Origin of the sequence: Pseudomonas ceruminis, from assembly GCF_021602025.1 — a bacterium.
GTDB lineage: Bacteria > Pseudomonadota > Gammaproteobacteria > Pseudomonadales > Pseudomonadaceae > Aquipseudomonas > Aquipseudomonas ceruminis.
The window spans coordinates 23,532-38,220 of record NZ_BQHW01000009.1; the positions used below are offsets into that span (position 1 = coordinate 23,532).

Annotated in this window: 15 protein-coding genes, 5 tRNA genes and 1 pseudogene; 10 read left to right on the forward strand and 11 right to left on the reverse strand. The window is 63.6% G+C overall.

All coding sequences use genetic code 11. From position 1 onward, the window contains the following. Window positions 1-108: 108 nt before the first annotated feature. From L6D80_RS12710 to L6D80_RS12730, 5 genes are all read right to left on the reverse strand, one after another. Window positions 109-193 (reverse strand) — tRNA-Leu (locus L6D80_RS12710). Between the two features lie 57 nt (window positions 194-250). After that, a tRNA-His gene (locus L6D80_RS12715) sits at window positions 251-326 on the reverse strand. A 44-nt stretch (window positions 327-370) separates the two neighbouring features. Next, window positions 371-455: transfer RNA gene (locus L6D80_RS12720), tRNA-Leu, on the reverse strand. Between the two features lie 54 nt (window positions 456-509). Continuing rightward, window positions 510-585 (reverse strand) — tRNA-His (locus L6D80_RS12725). 42 nt (window positions 586-627) lie between these two features. Then, window positions 628-704 (reverse strand) — tRNA-Arg (locus tag L6D80_RS12730). Window positions 705-963: 259 nt separating this feature from the next. On the opposite strand from L6D80_RS12730, the gene folD reads away from it, so the two are divergent. From folD to L6D80_RS12755, 5 genes are all read left to right on the forward strand, one after another. Further along, window positions 964-1,818 (forward strand): bifunctional methylenetetrahydrofolate dehydrogenase/methenyltetrahydrofolate cyclohydrolase FolD, encoded by an 855-nt coding sequence (folD, locus tag L6D80_RS12735; protein WP_054903199.1) that lies wholly within the window; start codon window positions 964-966, stop codon window positions 1,816-1,818. Window positions 1,819-2,330: 512 nt separating this feature from the next. Then, complete coding sequence (locus L6D80_RS12740) at window positions 2,331-3,641, forward strand: C4-dicarboxylate transporter DctA (protein WP_054903198.1); 1,311 nt, start codon at window positions 2,331-2,333, stop codon at window positions 3,639-3,641. Window positions 3,642-3,685: 44 nt separating this feature from the next. Beyond that, complete coding sequence (locus L6D80_RS12745; RefSeq protein WP_176514503.1) at window positions 3,686-4,390, forward strand: FadR/GntR family transcriptional regulator; 705 nt, start codon at window positions 3,686-3,688, stop codon at window positions 4,388-4,390. Window positions 4,391-4,406: 16 nt separating this feature from the next. Beyond that, on the forward strand, window positions 4,407-5,087 hold the full coding sequence (locus L6D80_RS12750; protein WP_054903196.1) for a GntR family transcriptional regulator: 681 nt from the start codon (window positions 4,407-4,409) through the stop codon (window positions 5,085-5,087). 92 nt (window positions 5,088-5,179) lie between these two features. Next, window positions 5,180-6,205, forward strand: coding sequence for a hypothetical protein (locus tag L6D80_RS12755; protein ID WP_054903195.1), 1,026 nt, complete (start codon window positions 5,180-5,182; stop codon window positions 6,203-6,205). Window positions 6,206-6,249: 44 nt separating this feature from the next. On the opposite strand, the gene L6D80_RS12760 is transcribed toward L6D80_RS12755, so the two are convergent. Continuing rightward, complete coding sequence (locus L6D80_RS12760) at window positions 6,250-6,678, reverse strand: PACE efflux transporter (protein WP_176514505.1); 429 nt, start codon at window positions 6,676-6,678, stop codon at window positions 6,250-6,252. Window positions 6,679-6,779: 101 nt separating this feature from the next. Here L6D80_RS12760 and L6D80_RS12765 point away from each other — a divergent pair, with 101 nt between their 5' ends. The 3 genes and pseudogenes from L6D80_RS12765 (at window position 6,780) to L6D80_RS30295 (ending at window position 9,688) form a co-directional block, all read left to right on the forward strand. Beyond that, the gene (locus tag L6D80_RS12765) at window positions 6,780-7,658 is read left to right on the forward strand and encodes a LysR family transcriptional regulator (protein WP_054903193.1); all 879 of its coding nucleotides are present in this window, start codon (window positions 6,780-6,782) and stop codon (window positions 7,656-7,658) included. A 143-nt stretch (window positions 7,659-7,801) separates the two neighbouring features. Next, window positions 7,802-8,830: pseudogene (gene mcpA / locus L6D80_RS30290) on the forward strand (methyl-accepting chemotaxis protein McpA); the annotation flags it as partial. A gap of 117 nt (window positions 8,831-8,947) precedes the next feature. After that, a complete protein-coding gene (locus tag L6D80_RS30295) occupies window positions 8,948-9,688 on the forward strand; it encodes a methyl-accepting chemotaxis protein (protein WP_371263323.1) in 741 nt (246 codons plus the stop codon). Window positions 9,689-9,824: 136 nt separating this feature from the next. Here the strand turns inward: L6D80_RS30295 and L6D80_RS12775 are convergent, their stop codons facing one another. Continuing rightward, window positions 9,825-10,202: a RidA family protein gene (locus L6D80_RS12775; protein ID WP_054903191.1), complete on the reverse strand. Its 378-nt coding sequence runs from the start codon at window positions 10,200-10,202 to the stop codon at window positions 9,825-9,827. A 253-nt stretch (window positions 10,203-10,455) separates the two neighbouring features. On the opposite strand from L6D80_RS12775, the gene L6D80_RS12780 reads away from it, so the two are divergent. Further along, the gene (locus L6D80_RS12780) at window positions 10,456-11,241 is read left to right on the forward strand and encodes a sulfite exporter TauE/SafE family protein (protein WP_054903190.1); all 786 of its coding nucleotides are present in this window, start codon (window positions 10,456-10,458) and stop codon (window positions 11,239-11,241) included. 20 nt (window positions 11,242-11,261) lie between these two features. Here L6D80_RS12780 and L6D80_RS12785 read toward each other — a convergent pair whose 3' ends face one another. Further along, window positions 11,262-11,798 (reverse strand): histidine phosphatase family protein, encoded by a 537-nt coding sequence (locus L6D80_RS12785; protein ID WP_176514509.1) that lies wholly within the window; start codon window positions 11,796-11,798, stop codon window positions 11,262-11,264. Window positions 11,799-11,934: 136 nt separating this feature from the next. On the opposite strand from L6D80_RS12785, the gene L6D80_RS12790 reads away from it, so the two are divergent. Then, a complete protein-coding gene (locus tag L6D80_RS12790) occupies window positions 11,935-12,531 on the forward strand; it encodes a biliverdin-producing heme oxygenase (RefSeq protein ID WP_176514511.1) in 597 nt (198 codons plus the stop codon). A 10-nt stretch (window positions 12,532-12,541) separates the two neighbouring features. Here L6D80_RS12790 and L6D80_RS12795 read toward each other — a convergent pair whose 3' ends face one another. The 3 genes from L6D80_RS12795 to L6D80_RS12805 are packed head-to-tail and all read right to left on the reverse strand — an operon-like array spanning window position 12,542 to window position 14,675. Then, the gene (locus tag L6D80_RS12795) at window positions 12,542-12,874 is read right to left on the reverse strand and encodes a DUF3325 domain-containing protein (RefSeq protein WP_176514513.1); all 333 of its coding nucleotides are present in this window, start codon (window positions 12,872-12,874) and stop codon (window positions 12,542-12,544) included. Beyond that, window positions 12,871-14,391 (reverse strand): PepSY-associated TM helix domain-containing protein, encoded by a 1,521-nt coding sequence (locus L6D80_RS12800; protein ID WP_176514516.1) that lies wholly within the window; start codon window positions 14,389-14,391, stop codon window positions 12,871-12,873. Before L6D80_RS12800 ends, L6D80_RS12795 begins: the two co-directional genes overlap by 4 nt. Then, window positions 14,388-14,675 (reverse strand): hypothetical protein, encoded by a 288-nt coding sequence (locus L6D80_RS12805; protein ID WP_054903185.1) that lies wholly within the window; start codon window positions 14,673-14,675, stop codon window positions 14,388-14,390. Before L6D80_RS12805 ends, L6D80_RS12800 begins: the two co-directional genes overlap by 4 nt. Window positions 14,676-14,689: the final 14 nt, after the last annotated feature.

Genomic DNA, 14,689 nt, shown 5'->3' on the forward strand with positions numbered 1-14,689 from the left:
AATGGCACCCACACCCGCCTGACAGACGCACAACGCCTGACTACCGACACGGGAAAGCAATGGATCGCCACCGGCCTTGCACTGACTGAAAGGAAGGGAAAAGAGAGATGGTGCGGACGAAGAGACTCGAACTCTTACAGCTTGCGCCGCTGGAACCTAAATCCAGTGTGTCTACCAATTCCACCACGTCCGCGCGGAGCAGAAAAAACAAAGGCGCCTGATTATACAATCAAGGCGCCCTCGAAGAATATGGGGTGGACGATGGGAATCGAACCCACGACAACTGGAATCACAATCCAGCGCTCTACCAACTGAGCTACGCCCACCATATTGCGGTGTTGCAATGTTGCAGTACAGCCCTACAGAAGCATGGTGCGGACGAAGAGACTCGAACTCTTACAGCTTGCGCCGCTGGAACCTAAATCCAGTGTGTCTACCAATTTCACCACGTCCGCGTAACGCTTAAAACAAAGGCGCCAGATCTACAATCAAGGCGCCTCTGAAGAATATGGGGTGGACGATGGGAATCGAACCCACGACAACTGGAATCACAATCCAGCGCTCTACCAACTGAGCTACGCCCACCATATCGCTATACAGCCTTACTTGCTTGCCCAAGCTGCCTAATGGCGCACCCGGCAGGACTCGAACCTGCGACCATCCGCTTAGAAGGCGGATGCTCTATCCAGCTGAGCTACGGGCGCATAAGCTTAAAGCCTAACCGAACGAGCGGTAAACAAACCACCCATTCTGCCCGACTTCGCCAACCAGTGCTAGGCTGTGCCCGACAAGTGCGGCGAATCTTATAGGCGAGCCGCAAAAGCGTCAACACCTTTCGCAAAAAAATTTAAATTATTTAAGGGGTTAGGGGATTTGCCCGACCACCCGCCTTTGCCCTCGGGCTGTGTCGTGCGAGAATGCGCCCTCTTTATTGTTCCTTTCTCGATGGTTAATCACGCGTCTATGACTGCACACCTAATCGATGGCAAGGCGATCGCCGCCAACCTGCGCAAGCAGATCGCTCAACGTGTCGAGGAGCGTCGCCAGCAAGGCCTGCGCACGCCCGGCCTGGCAGTGATCCTGGTCGGTACCGACCCCGCCTCCCAAGTCTATGTCTCGCACAAGCGCAAGGACTGCGAAGAGGTCGGCTTCATTTCGCAGGCCTTCGACCTGCCCAGCGATACCACGCAGCACGCCCTCACCGAGCTGATCGACCGCCTCAATGACGACCCGGCTGTGGACGGCATCCTGCTGCAGTTGCCACTGCCTGAGCACCTGGACGCCTCCCTGCTGCTCGAACGCATCCGCCCGGACAAGGATGTCGATGGCTTCCACCCGTACAATATCGGCCGCCTGGCCCAGCGCATTCCGCTGCTGCGCCCATGCACGCCAAAAGGCATCATGACCCTGCTGGAAAGCACCGGGCAGGACCTGTACGGCATGAACGCGGTCATTGTCGGCGCCTCCAACATCGTAGGCCGCCCCATGGCCATGGAGCTGCTGCTGGCCGGCTGCACCGTGACCGTCTGCCACCGCTTCACCAAGGACCTGGCCGGCCACGTCGGCCGTGCCGACCTGGTGGTGGTCGCCGCCGGCAAGCCGGGGCTGGTCAAGGGTGAGTGGGTCAAGGAAGGCGCCATCGTCATCGACGTGGGCATCAACCGCCAGGACGATGGCAAGCTGGTCGGCGACGTGGTCTATGAGACCGCCCTGCCCCGCGCCGGCTGGATCACGCCGGTACCGGGCGGTGTCGGGCCGATGACCCGGGCATGCCTGTTGGAGAACACCCTGTATGCCGCTGAAGCGCTGCACAAATAAGTTGGCGTAAGTAAGAACGGCACCTCTGGCAGGTGCCGTTTTTTTTTGCCCAGCCCTTTCCTAGCAGGCGGCCGGCTGACCTTGCCCCTGCCCGCAGCAGCCGTACCCACGGGCTAAAAACGCCTGCGCGACCGAACCTTTGTTGAACGCCAGCGGCTGAAGCGAAGGCAGGGGCCACTGCACCAGCCCTGCCTTCTAGTTGCATGAGAGAGCAAGCTCTGGCAAGCCGATTGCATTGGCAAAACTGGCACAGGCCACCCCAGCGGGTGCTTTACCCAATGAGCGGGAGCAGTTGCCCCCGCCCAACGGCATGCACCGACATAGAGCCAGTAACGCCAGATTGCCCCACAACTGGTCAGACCGGTAAGGCCAAAAACCCTTGCAAAGTCGGATTTTTCGCGCTTTTATGGTCCCGCGCTGAACAAACCGGTAAGACCACAACAATAATGAAGTCCTGCGCTCTTTCGCCCCGTGCGGCACCGAAGCAAGGACACCGATCAGAGATCACTCCCATGCTCAAATGGTGCTCGCGTTCGATCTTCCTGCAAGTCGTGCTCGGCCTTGCCCTCGGCATCGCCTGCGGCCTCAGCTTCCCCGACCTTTCCCTGCAACTCAAACCCCTCGGCGACGGCTTCATCAAGCTGATCAAGATGCTCATCGGCCTGATCGTCTTCTGCGTGGTGGTCAGTGGCATTTCTGGGGCCGGCGACTTGAAAAAGGTCGGGCGCATCGGCCTGAAATCGGTGATCTACTTCGAGGTGCTGACCACCATCGCCCTGGTGATCGGCCTGGTGTTCGCCTTCAGCAGCGGCATTGGCAGCGGTGCCAACATTCACCTGGACCAGTTGTCCAGCGCCGACGCTAGCAGCCTGGCCGAGCGAGGCCAGCATATCCACGGTGCCACCGCATTCTTCATGGACCTGATTCCGACCTCGGTCGTCGGCGCATTCGCCGACAACAACATCCTTCAGGTGTTGCTGTTCTCGGTGCTGTTCGGCAGCGCCCTGAATGTGGTCGGTGACTCGGCCGCCGGCATATCGCGGCTGATCAACGAACTCAGCCATGTGATCTTCCGCATCATGGGCATGATCGTGCGCCTGGCGCCGATCGGCGTGTTCGGCGCCATCGCCTTCACCACCAGCAAGTACGGCCTTCAGTCGCTGCAGCACCTGGGTGGCCTGGTGGCGCTGTTCTACCTGACTTGCGCCGGTTTCGTGCTGATCATCCTTGGCACCGTGATGCGCGTATCGGGGCTCAAGCTGCTGCCCTTCATCAAGTACCTGCGCGAGGAGCTGACCATCGTCCTCGGCACCGCCTCGTCCGACGCCGTGCTGCCCCAGATCATGCGCAAGCTCGAGCACCTTGGGATTGGCAGCTCCACGGTGGGCCTGGTGATCCCGACCGGCTACTCGTTCAACCTCGACGGTTTCTCCATCTACCTGACGCTGGCCATCGTGTTCATCGCCAATGCCACCGGCACGCCCCTGGCGATGACCGACCTGCTGACCATCCTGCTGGTATCACTGGTGACTTCCAAGGGCGCTCACGGCATCCCAGGGTCGGCGCTGGTGATTCTTGCCGCCACCCTGACCGCCGTGCCTGCGATCCCAGTAGTGGGCCTGGTGCTGGTATTGGCGGTGGACTGGTTCATGGGTATTGGCCGCGCCTTGACCAACCTGATCGGCAACTGCGTGGCCACCGTGGCCATTGCCCGCTGGGAAAAGGACATTGACCTGGAGCGCGCGCAGAACGTGCTCGATGGCAAACCCGGCTTCGCCCATGCCCCGCGCAAGCAGCCCAACGCCCATCAACAGGAATTCTGAGCGAACCTGGCCGGCAATGACGCCGGCCTTTTCAGGAGCGAACCGTGATCAGCTCATCGACCGTCGTCAACTCAGTGGTGGAAAAACTGCGCAAGGCCCTGGCCCGTGGCCAATGGCGCACCGGCGACATGCTGCCCGGCCAGCGCGAACTGGCCGAACAGCTGGGCATCAGCCGCCCCAGCCTACGCGAGGCGGTAACGGTGCTGGAAACCCTTGGCCTGGTACGTTCGCTACCGGGCAAGGGCGTGCTGGTGCTGGATGCAGACATGGCCGCGCAGGAGCCCGGCATCGACAACGCTGCGCCAGCGAGCCTGGCCGATGTACTGGAGCTGCGCTACACCCTCGAACCCTTCATCGTCGGCCTGGTGGCGCAATCGGCCAACAGCCAGGACATCGGCCAACTGCGCCTGACCCTGATGGACATGCGCGAGGCGCTGGATGCCGATGACAGCGAAGCGGGCATCAAGGCCTACATTGCCTTCCACGAGGCCCTGTTCGCCCTGACTACCAATCCGATCTTCCAGCGTGTGGTGCAGCAAACCGGCAACGCGCTCAAGCAAAGCGCCAGCATGCTGCGCAACTCACCGGAACACCTGGCCGCGCGGCTCAAGGAAAACGAAGCCGTGGTACGCGCCATCCGCGACCGCAACAGCGCCCAGGCCAGCGCCCAGATGCGCCAGCACATCCTTGCCGAAGGCCTGCGCATGGGTATCGAACTGAACATCCCGGATGACCATCCGCGCCAATGACCCCAGGAGAGCGCCCATGACCGCCTGCGCCCACACCGAACCCCGTTTGCCCGCCCTGCTCGCCACCGGTGAGACACGCCTGTCGGCCGACCAGATCTACCCGCGCCTGTTCGATGCCATTCTCGAACAACGGCTGCCGCCGGGCAGCCTGCTGCCGGAACAGGCACTGGGTAATGCCTTTGGCGTCAGCCGCACCGTGATTCGCCGGGTGCTCGGGCGCCTGTCGGACCAGCAGGTCGTGGTGCAACGCCCCAGCCATACCGCGCACTTGGCCGCGCCTGACCCGCAGCAGGCGCGCCAGGTGCTCAGTGCCCGGCGCCTGGCCGAAACCACGCTGATCAGCCTGGCCGCGCAGCGTGCGCGCCCGGCGCAGGTGCGCCAGTTGCGGCTGCTGGTCGAGCGCGAACGCCAGCACCACGAACGCGGTGAGCGCTGCGCGGCCATCCGCCTGGGCGGCGAGTTTCACCTCAAGCTCGCGCAGGTGGCCGCCAACGCGCCGCTGGCACGGTTTCTCAACGGCCTGGTACCGATGACCTCGCTGATCATCGCCCGCTACGAGTCCCCCTGCTGCGACCACTGCGCCTGGGAAGAGCATGCAGCGATCATCGATGCTGTAGAAGCCGGCGATGGCGCGGCGGCGCTGGCGTTGATGCATGATCACCTTGACCGCCTGGAAGAAAAACTCGACCTCAGCTAAATGGGCAACCCTGGCGATGGGCTGCAAGGCAGCCCCTGGACCCGAGCCCTATACTCGGATAACCACTGGCCTCACATCCGGGAGGCGGCCGCGTGAGCCCGCGCATCCTCTTGCTGCTTTGCCTGGTGCTGGCCTTGGGCGCCTGCGCCGGCAAGCCCCCGCCTGCCCCACCGCCACCTGCCGTGCTCAACCCGGCCACCTGGCAGCGCATCGACCAGGACCTGATCGATGCCTCGGCCGGTGCTGCCGGTTCGGCCAACGATTACGCGCGGCGCTCGATGCGGGTATGGAAAGAGCAGGTGCAACAACGTACCGAAAGCGACTTCATTCCGTGGTTCACGGGCTATTGGACCCAGCAGTGGCTGACGCTCAAGGTTGCCTGGTACAAGCTCGACAGCGGCGAAGGCCGCGAACCGGCGGAAAAACGCCTGGCCCTGTACCTGCAGGAGCAGTACCACAATCGGGTGATCGACCCGGTGGCCGAGCAGATCAACCCGGAGGCTATCCGCGACCGCGCGTGCGAGTTGTATGTGCAACTGCTCGGTCAGCAACTGCCGGCCATCATCCAGCGCTACAATGCCCCGCCCGAGCAATTCAGCCAGCGCCTCAACCGCATCCCGGCCATCGCCCTGGGCCCGCCACCGGCGCGCGACGCCAGCCTGTATGAATTGCTGCGGGCCAAATCCCTCGACCAACAACCAGCCTGGCTCGCCCTGCGCGAACACCTGCACCAGCAAGCCGCCAAAGGCCCTGGGAAAACTGACGTGGGTTTGTCGTCGGTGGCCAACCGCGCCAGCGAGAAACTGGGCGCGACCCTGGCACCGCGCGGTATCGCCAGCGCGGTGGCGAGCGCGGTGGGCAAGGTGGCCGGTGCGATGATTTCGGTGGCAGCGGCCGGCTACGGCATGGTCACCCATGACCGCGAGCACCCGGAGATGGTCGAACAGTTGCGGGTAATCCTCAACGTCGCGCTCAACCAGGAGTGGCAGGAGCTGATGGAGAACCGCCAGAGCGGCGCCATGGCCGGGGTGTACTACCTGTCGGGGCAGGTCGAGGACAGCCTGCTGGCCAGTGCGCAGCGGCCGCAGGACCCGTTGTTGATGCGCCTGCCGCCCTAGCGGTGGTTGGGCCGGCCTTTACGCGACCCAAGTCCTTCACTGCATCACGCGGCCGCCAGCGCCGACGTGGGCAAGCCAAAGATGCGGTCGAATGCCCAGTTGTAGGCGAAGGTGTAGCACGGCACCAGGATGATGAACGCCAGGTCCACCAGGAAGGCCTCGACCAGGCTCATGCCCATCCACCAGGCAATCAGCGGGATCAGGTACACCACCAACGTCAGCTGGAAGCCGATGGCATGGGCCACGCGCCGGGCCACGCTGCGGCCTCGGTTGGCCTGGCGGCTCTCCCAATACTCGAACAGGCTGTTGTAGATCAGGTTCCAGAGCATGGCGATGGTGGTGATCATGACCGCCAGCGGCCCCGTGTGCGAGGCCTCGGTGTCTGACAGGTAAGCCAACCCCAACGTCGACATGCACAGGCCGATCAGTTCGTAGAAAGTCACGTAGACCAGTTTGCGTTTCAGTCCCTGCACCGGGGTTACCTCATGTGACGAAAAGCGAAGGGCGCAAGAATGCTTCAATCTTATTGACAGAAAAAGTCGGCAGCTATCAGATTGACTGACAGGAGGCTGCCATGAATTTTTCCAGTGACAACATTCAACTCTTTCTCGCCGTACTTGACCGCGGCTCGTTTTCCGCCGCCGCCCGCGCCCTTGGCCGGGTGCCTTCAGCGGTCAGCATGGCGATTGGCAACCTCGAGGCCGAGCTGGGCTATGCGCTGTTCGAACGCGGCCCGCGCGAGGTACGCCCTAGTGCCCAAGCCCTGGCGCTGGAACCCCACGCACGGCTGATCGCCGAGCAGCTGGGGCTGTTGCAGGTGCATGCCCTGGAGCTGTCCCAGGGGCTGGAAAGCCGCCTGACGCTGGCCGTGGCCCCAGACATCGACCACCGCCCGTTGCTGGCGGCTATCGCCACCCTCGGCGAGCGCTTCCCGCTGCTGGACATCGGCTTGGTCAGTGCGCCCCAGGAGCACGCCCTGCACCTGCTGCACAGCGGCCGCGCCGACCTGTGCCTGGCATTTGCCGGCCTGCAGGTCGATGCCCGCCTGGGTTTCCAGCACATCGGCATGGAGTCACTGGTGGCGACCCTGTCCCCCACCCACCCGGCGCTGGTCCACGGACGTATCCATTACCTGGAAGACCTGATCAACGTGCGCCAGATCCTGGTGCGCAGCCGCGACCTGCCTTTGAGTGACCCCCGTGCATTGATCGGCGCCACCCACTGGTCCACCGACAGTTTCGACTTTGCCCTGCAGATGGTCGAAGCCGGCCTTGGCTGGGGTGATCTGCCGCTGTCGCGGGTTGCGCCATTGATCGACACCGGGCGCCTGGTGCGCCTGCACTTTCGCAATACCCGCAACGAACTGCAGCTGCCGGTGCATGCGTTCTGGCGCAAGCAGCAACCGCTGCGCCAGGCGGCGCGTTTGCTGATTGAGCAACTGGCAAAACGCTAGGCTACCGTCCGTCGAAATCCCATTAGCTTGTGGGTGTAACTGTTTCAATTTTTTACCCAAAGAGCCGATAGCGGAGGGACAGGACCCGCCATCGCGCCACGAGCGCGCGGCGCCCTCCCCTCCATGGCTCAAGGTCTCGAAACATGAACCTGAAATTTCGCCACAAGATCCTGCTCAGCGCCTGCGGCGTTGTGGTGCTGGCATTTGCGCTGTTCACGCTTTACAACGATTACCTACAACGCAACACCATCGGCCAGAACATCGCGTCATCGGTGCAACAGTCCGGCGCATTGGCCGCCAGCAGTGTGCAGAACTGGATGAGCGGGCGCATCCTGGTGCTGGAGAACCTGGCCCAGGACATCGCCGAGCAAGGGGCCGGCGAGACACTGGCCGGGCTGATCGAGCAGCCTTCCTATACCCGCAACTTCCTGTTCACCTACCTGGGCCAGGCCAACGGCGTATTTACCCAGCGCCCCGACACGCAAATGCCCGCCGGTTACGACCCACGCCAGCGCCCGTGGTACGCCAGCGCCGCAAACGCCGGGCAGACCGTGCTCACCGCGCCTTACCAGGGCGCTGTCGGCGGCCTGATGGTGACCATCGCCACACCGGTGAAAAGCAAACGTAACGGCGAGCTGATCGGCGTGGTCGGCGGCGACCTGACCCTGGATACCCTGGTGCAGATCATCAACTCGGTCGACTTCGGCGGCATCGGCCATGCCTTCCTCGCCGACAGCAGCGGCCAGGTGATCGTCAGCCCGGACAAAGACCAGGTGATGAAGAACCTCAAGGACATCTACCCTGGCAGCGGCCTGCACGTCGCCGCAGGCATGCAGGACGTCACCCTCGATGGTAAGGACCGGCTGATTTCCTTCGCCCCGGTTGCCGGGCTGCCGTCGGCACAGTGGTACATTGGCCTGTCGATCGACAAGGACAAAGCCTACGCCGCGCTCGGCCAGTTCCGCACCTCGGCGATCATCGCCATGCTCATCGCCGTGGCCGTCATCGCCGGCCTGCTGGGCCTGCTGATCCCGGTGTTGATGCGCCCGTTGACCACCATGGGCCGCGCCATGCGCGATATCGCCGAAGGTGAAGGCGACCTGACCCGTCGCCTGGACGTGCAGCGCCAGGACGAGTTCGGCGAACTGGCGACCTCGTTCAACCGCTTCGTCGAGCGCATCCACACCTCGATCCGTGAAGTGTCCTCGGCCACCCGCCTGGTGCACGACCTGTCGGAAAAGGTGGTCAACGCCTCCAACGCCTCGATCATCGGCTCTGAAGAGCAGAGCATGCGCACCAACAGCGTCGCAGCGGCCATCAACGAACTGGGCGCCGCCACCCAGGAAATCGCCCGCAACGCCGCCGACGCTTCGCAACACGCCAGCGGCGCCAGCGAGCAGGCCAACGGTGGGCGGCAAGTGGTTGAAGAAGCGATCAACGCGATGGCAGCGCTGTCGCAGCGCATCAGTGAATCCTGCGAGCAGATTGAAACGCTCAATGCCAGCACCGACGAAATCGGCAAGATCCTTGACGTGATCAAGGGCATCTCCCAGCAGACCAACCTGCTGGCGCTCAATGCCGCCATCGAAGCAGCCCGTGCTGGCGAGGCCGGGCGTGGGTTTGCCGTGGTTGCCGACGAGGTGCGCAACCTGGCGCACCGTACCCAGGAGTCGGCCGAGGAAATCCACCGCATGATCACCAGCCTGCAAGTGGGTTCCCGCGAAGCGGTGCACACCATGAACACCAGCCAGGTGTCCAGCGAGCAGACCGTGCAGGTCGCCAACCAGGCCGGTGAACGCCTGGCCAGCGTCACTCAACGTATCGGCGAGATCGATGGCATGAACCAATCGGTGGCGACTGCGACCGAAGAGCAGACGGCGGTGGTCGAAAGCCTGAACCTGGATATCACCCAGATCAATGTCCTCAACCAACAAGGGGTGGAAAACCTCAACCAGACGCTGCAGCATTGCGATGCTCTGGCCCAGCAGGCCGGGCGGCTCAAGCAACTGGTGGGCAGCTTCCGTATCTGATGCCCATTGGGGGCGCTTGGCGCCCCTGAACCACCATCGGCTTACCCACCCTGGCTCGCCGCACCCGGTGAACCTTTGACGGTTCTGGTTGTGGCCAGCAGGGTTGTACGCGGGCTTATCCGCGCACAGGGCTCACTCACTGCTCGCCGACATAGGCCTGCACTTCAATTTCCACATCCACGCCCAGTGCCAGCGCCGAGGCCACTGTCGAGCGCACTGGCAGTGCAGCACCGAAGAACGTCTTGTACACCTCGTTGAAACCGCCGAAATGGCCCATGTCCGATAACCACACCGTCACCTTGACCACCTGATCGAACCGCGCGCCGCAGGCCTCCAGGCTCTCGGCGATACGCTCGCAGGCTGCGCGGGTCTGGGTCTGGATGTCACCACGTACCACTTCGCCCGAGGCGTTCATTGGCACTTGCCCGGACAGGAACAGGAAGCCGCCCGCCTTGACCGCGCGCGAGAACGGAAACGGCAGGCTGCTGGGGAAACGCTGGATGTCATTGCTCATGGGAACACTCCTTCGAGGATTACTGGAAACGTGCAGGGGGCAGGCGCGAAGCGCCCGCTGCCGATTGGATAGCATAACCACCTTGCGCTGAACATCGGGCCTCAGGAAGGTGGTAATGACGGACCGCTGAGAGGCAGTAGCGCTCTGCGCTCGCAGTTATAACCTAATAACGAACAAGTCTATTTGGCTATAAAAAAATCTATATGCTGGCAGCCATCCGATCACGGGCAAAAGCTGGGCAGTCGAGTAGCGTATGGATGTAGGTTCTTTCGGTTTCACCATTGCCGGACTGGTTGTGGGGTTCATCGTCGGCATGACCGGCGTGGGTGGCGGTTCGCTGATGACGCCGATCCTGCTGTGGTTTGGCATCAATCCAGCCACCGCCGTTGGCACCGACCTGCTCTATGCCGCCATCACCAAAGCCAGTGGCGTCTGGGTGCATGGGCGCAACAAGAACATCGACTGGAAGATCACCGGCCTGCTCAGCCTGGGCAGTGTCCCAGCGGCCGCGCTGACCCTGTGGTTCCTCAGCACCTTGCACACCGATACCTCAGCGCTCAATGCCATCATCAAGCAGGGCCTGGCAGTGGTGTTGATCCTCACTGCGCTGGCAATCCTGTTCAAGTCGCGCCTGCAGGCGTTCGCCAACCGCCATGCCGGCGACCATTACCACCTCAGCGACCGCAGCCTGAACACCCTGACCGTGCTCACCGGCGTGGTGCTGGGCGTGATGGTCACCCTCACGTCGATCGGTGCCGGCGCACTGGGCACTGTGGCGCTGTTTCTGCTGTATCCGTTCCTGGTCACCCGCCGCCTGGTGGGCACCGAGATCGCCCACGCCGTCCCCCTGACGCTGGTGGCCGGCCTTGGCCATGCCGGTATGGGCAACATGGACTGGTCGCTACTGGGTTATCTGCTACTTGGCTCGCTGCCGGGCATCTACCTGGGCAGCCACCTCACCGGGCGGATTTCGGACCGCGTGCTGCGGCCATGCCTGGCGGGTATGCTGTTGCTGATCGGGTACAAGCTGGCATTCTGACAAGGCGAGCGCAAGCCTGATCAGGCCAAGCGCAGGCGCCAGCACCCGGCAAAGCTCAGCTGCAACCGTGCCAACGGCAACACGTCAATGCGGCCAGCGGCAACGGATGGGCAATCCAGCACGTTCATCAATACCGCCCGCATCACCAAGGGATGAGTGACGGCCATCCACGTGCCGTGGCCCTCGAATGAATCGAGCCACGCCGTCATGCGCTGGCGCAGCTGGTTGAAGGACTCCCCACCATGGGGCGCGCTGCAGGGGTCCTGAAGCCACTGCATGAGCGCACCGGATTGCTCCTCCTGCAGCTGCTTGAGGGTGAGGCCCTGCCAGTTGCCCAGGTCGCAATCAGCCAACAACGGATCAACCTGCGCGCGCTCGCACAGCCAGGCGGCCGTGTCGCGGGCACGCCGCTCCGGGGCGGTCAGCACCGTGGATTCGACCACCTCGCGCGGGGCATCGGCTATTGGCAACAGGCCGTCTTCGGGCGTGTGAAAACGGCCGACTTTCTGGGCCTGGGTCTGGGCATGGCAAAGCAGGGTCAGGTGTACGGCTTTCACCGGCGGGGCCTTCGAGCAATTGGGTTAGCCGGTTTAGCACGTCGGCGATGTTTTTTCTGCAACAATGTCGTCGCTGCGGAACACTGCCCCAGCGTCGCCACTCCAACTTAGGCGAAATGCCACCAGAGTTCCCCCGATGTCCGCCACTCTACCTTCTTCTTCCAGTCCCTTGCTGCTCGCCTTGCGCGAGGGTACCCGTGAATGCCACAAGGCGCTCGAGGCACGCCTGCCGTTCTTTGCCACAGGTTTTGATACCGCCGCCTACAGCCGCCTACTGCAAGCCTATTATGGTTTCCACGCCCCGCTTGAGGTGCGCCTTGGGCAGCATCAGGAGGCCAAACGTGCCAAGACCCCCGCACTGACCCTGGACCTGCTGGCCCTCGACCTGAGCACGGCCGAGATCGACGCCCTGCCCTTGTGCCAGGCATTGCCGACCATCAACGATGAAGCCAGCGCCTTGGGCGTGATGTACGTGCTGGAAGGTTCTACGCTGGGTGGCCAAGTGCTGAAGCGGGCGATGGCCGAACGCCTTGGCCTGGGCCCTGGCAACGGCACAGGGTTTTTCGACGTGTACGGGGCGCTGACCGGCCACTACTGGCGCAGCTTCCTCGATCGGCTTGGCCGCGCCCCAAGCGCAGCGGCATCCCAGGCCGCCACGGTACAGGCCGCCATCGCCACCTTCCAGTGCTTCGAACGCTGGCTGGGGCGCCGGGGCGTGCTGAGTCAAGGCTGAGCTGGCCAGCTCAGCCCAGCAGCTGCAACAGCCCCCATACCGGTAGCAAGCCCATCGCTCCTACCGCTGCCCGTGGCCAGTAAGGCAACACCATCACCAGCAGCATGCCCGCAAGCGACATGAGCGCGAACCACGCCACCGGCCCCATCGCCCAGCCCCAGGCCTGGGCACACAGCAGCAGGCTGACCGCCAGTGCGAGCCAACCGGCACTTCGCAACACCAGGCGCAACGCCCGTGGGCAGGCGCGGTGCCAGACCTGCTTGTAATGGCGCTCCAGCCCTTGGCACAGGCCGAGCATTCCGGCGTAGGCGAACAGCACGCCACCTGCAACCCACATCATCATGCGCCTGCCTCCATACGTCGCCCTGCCCTGGCTGTAAGCGGTGCCGGCACCGCGTGCTGCACGCGCCACGCCACCAGGCCCAGCAGGGCGCCAAGTCCCCCCGCGCACACCACAACACCTTGGCGCATGGCATCGCCCAGCCCGCCGCACAGCCCCAGGCCGATGCACAGCAGGGCTGTCAGCCCCAGTTGTTCGACCCAGGCCCGGCGCGCCGGCCTGATGCCCGCGTGCAGTAGCGCCAGCAGCCATACCCCGAAGAACGCCCGCACCTCCCAACCTTCCCGCTGCGCCAGCTCGACCGGCAGCAGGCGGCTGGCCCACAGCAGACCGACGCAGGCCAGCAACAAGCCAGTAACGAAACCGATATTGCACACCTCGGCCACACGGTACCAACGCCGCGCCGAAACGTCGGTACTGGCATTGGCATACTTGCGCCCGCGCTTGACGCAAAACAGCACCAGGCCGCTGGCAATCATCACGCAACTGATGACCCCGCACACGAAGTACAGCCAGCGCATGGGGTAACCCCCAAACTGGGCGAAATGCAGGCCCACCATCACCCGCTGGGTCAACGGCGCCGCCTGCCACTCGCTGACGTCGCTGAGCAACTGCCCGCTGACCCCGTCGAAGACCATGGCCTGGCCCTTGGACAGCGCGATGCGATTACCCAGCTCAGGCCGTATCTCGATGCGTGCCCCGGCGGTGTTGGGGTTGCGGATATTGAACCCGGCGATCGGCCCCAAGCGCGCTTGCGCCTGGGCCAGCAGCGGCGCCACATCGACCAGCTCGCCGGGCTGTTTGGTCAGCCCCCGGGGTTGCTCCAGGCGCGTATTGCCCTGGGCCTGGAAGTAGGCCCGGTTGTCACCGGCAAACAGCGCGTCGACACCTGCCGGGATGTAGATGAGCATGAAAATGACCAGGCCGGTGTAGGTGATCATCAGGTGGAATGGCAGCAACAGCACCGCACTGGCATTGTGAAAGTCGAGCCACGAGCGCTGGCCCTTGTTCGGCCGGAAGGTGAAGAACTCCTTGAAGATCTTCTTGTGAATGACGATGCCGGTAACCAGGGCCGCCAGCATCACCAGCGCCAGCGCGCCAACCACGAAGATGCCCCAGTTGCGCGGCAAGTCGAGGGTGAAGTGGAAGCGAAAGAAGAAATTACCGCCCACGCTGTCACGTACCGCGATGGCTTCACCACTGTGCGGGTCAAGCTGCACGCCGCCGCCATGGCGCCGGTCGCCGGTGGACACACGCAGCCCTGGCGCGCGCTCGGTGGGCAGGCTGACGCCCCAGTTGGCGGCCTGCGGTTCATGTGCTTGCAGGTAGTCGATGGCGCGCTGCGCAGCCTCGGCCTGGGGCACTCCGTGCGCCGGGATTTCCGGCTGCATCCAGTGGTTGAGTTCCTTGTCGAACACCGCCAACGTGCCGGTGACGAAAATGGCAAACAACAGCCACCCGAACACCAGCCCGCCCCAGGTGTGCAGCCAGGCCATCGATTGAGTGAAGGTGTTCTTCATGCCAGCCACTCCAGTGCCTGGGGCCAGAAGCCAATCAACGCCAGGGGTGCGGCCACACCCAGCGGCCACCAAGCGCGCAGCGCGTCACGGCTGGCGAAAGCCCAGAGGATGGCAGCGGTGTAGAACAGGAAGGCAGGCAACGTCGCGACGATGACCGCGTCGGCGGGCGACAGTGGCAGCAGCCGCGCCAGGCAGGCACTGGCGGCGTAGGTGAGCGCATAGCCACCGAACAGTGCAGCGCTGCTACGCGAGACTATCTGCAGCCAGGCAGGGGCTGTGCTCATCGGGAGCTCCTTGG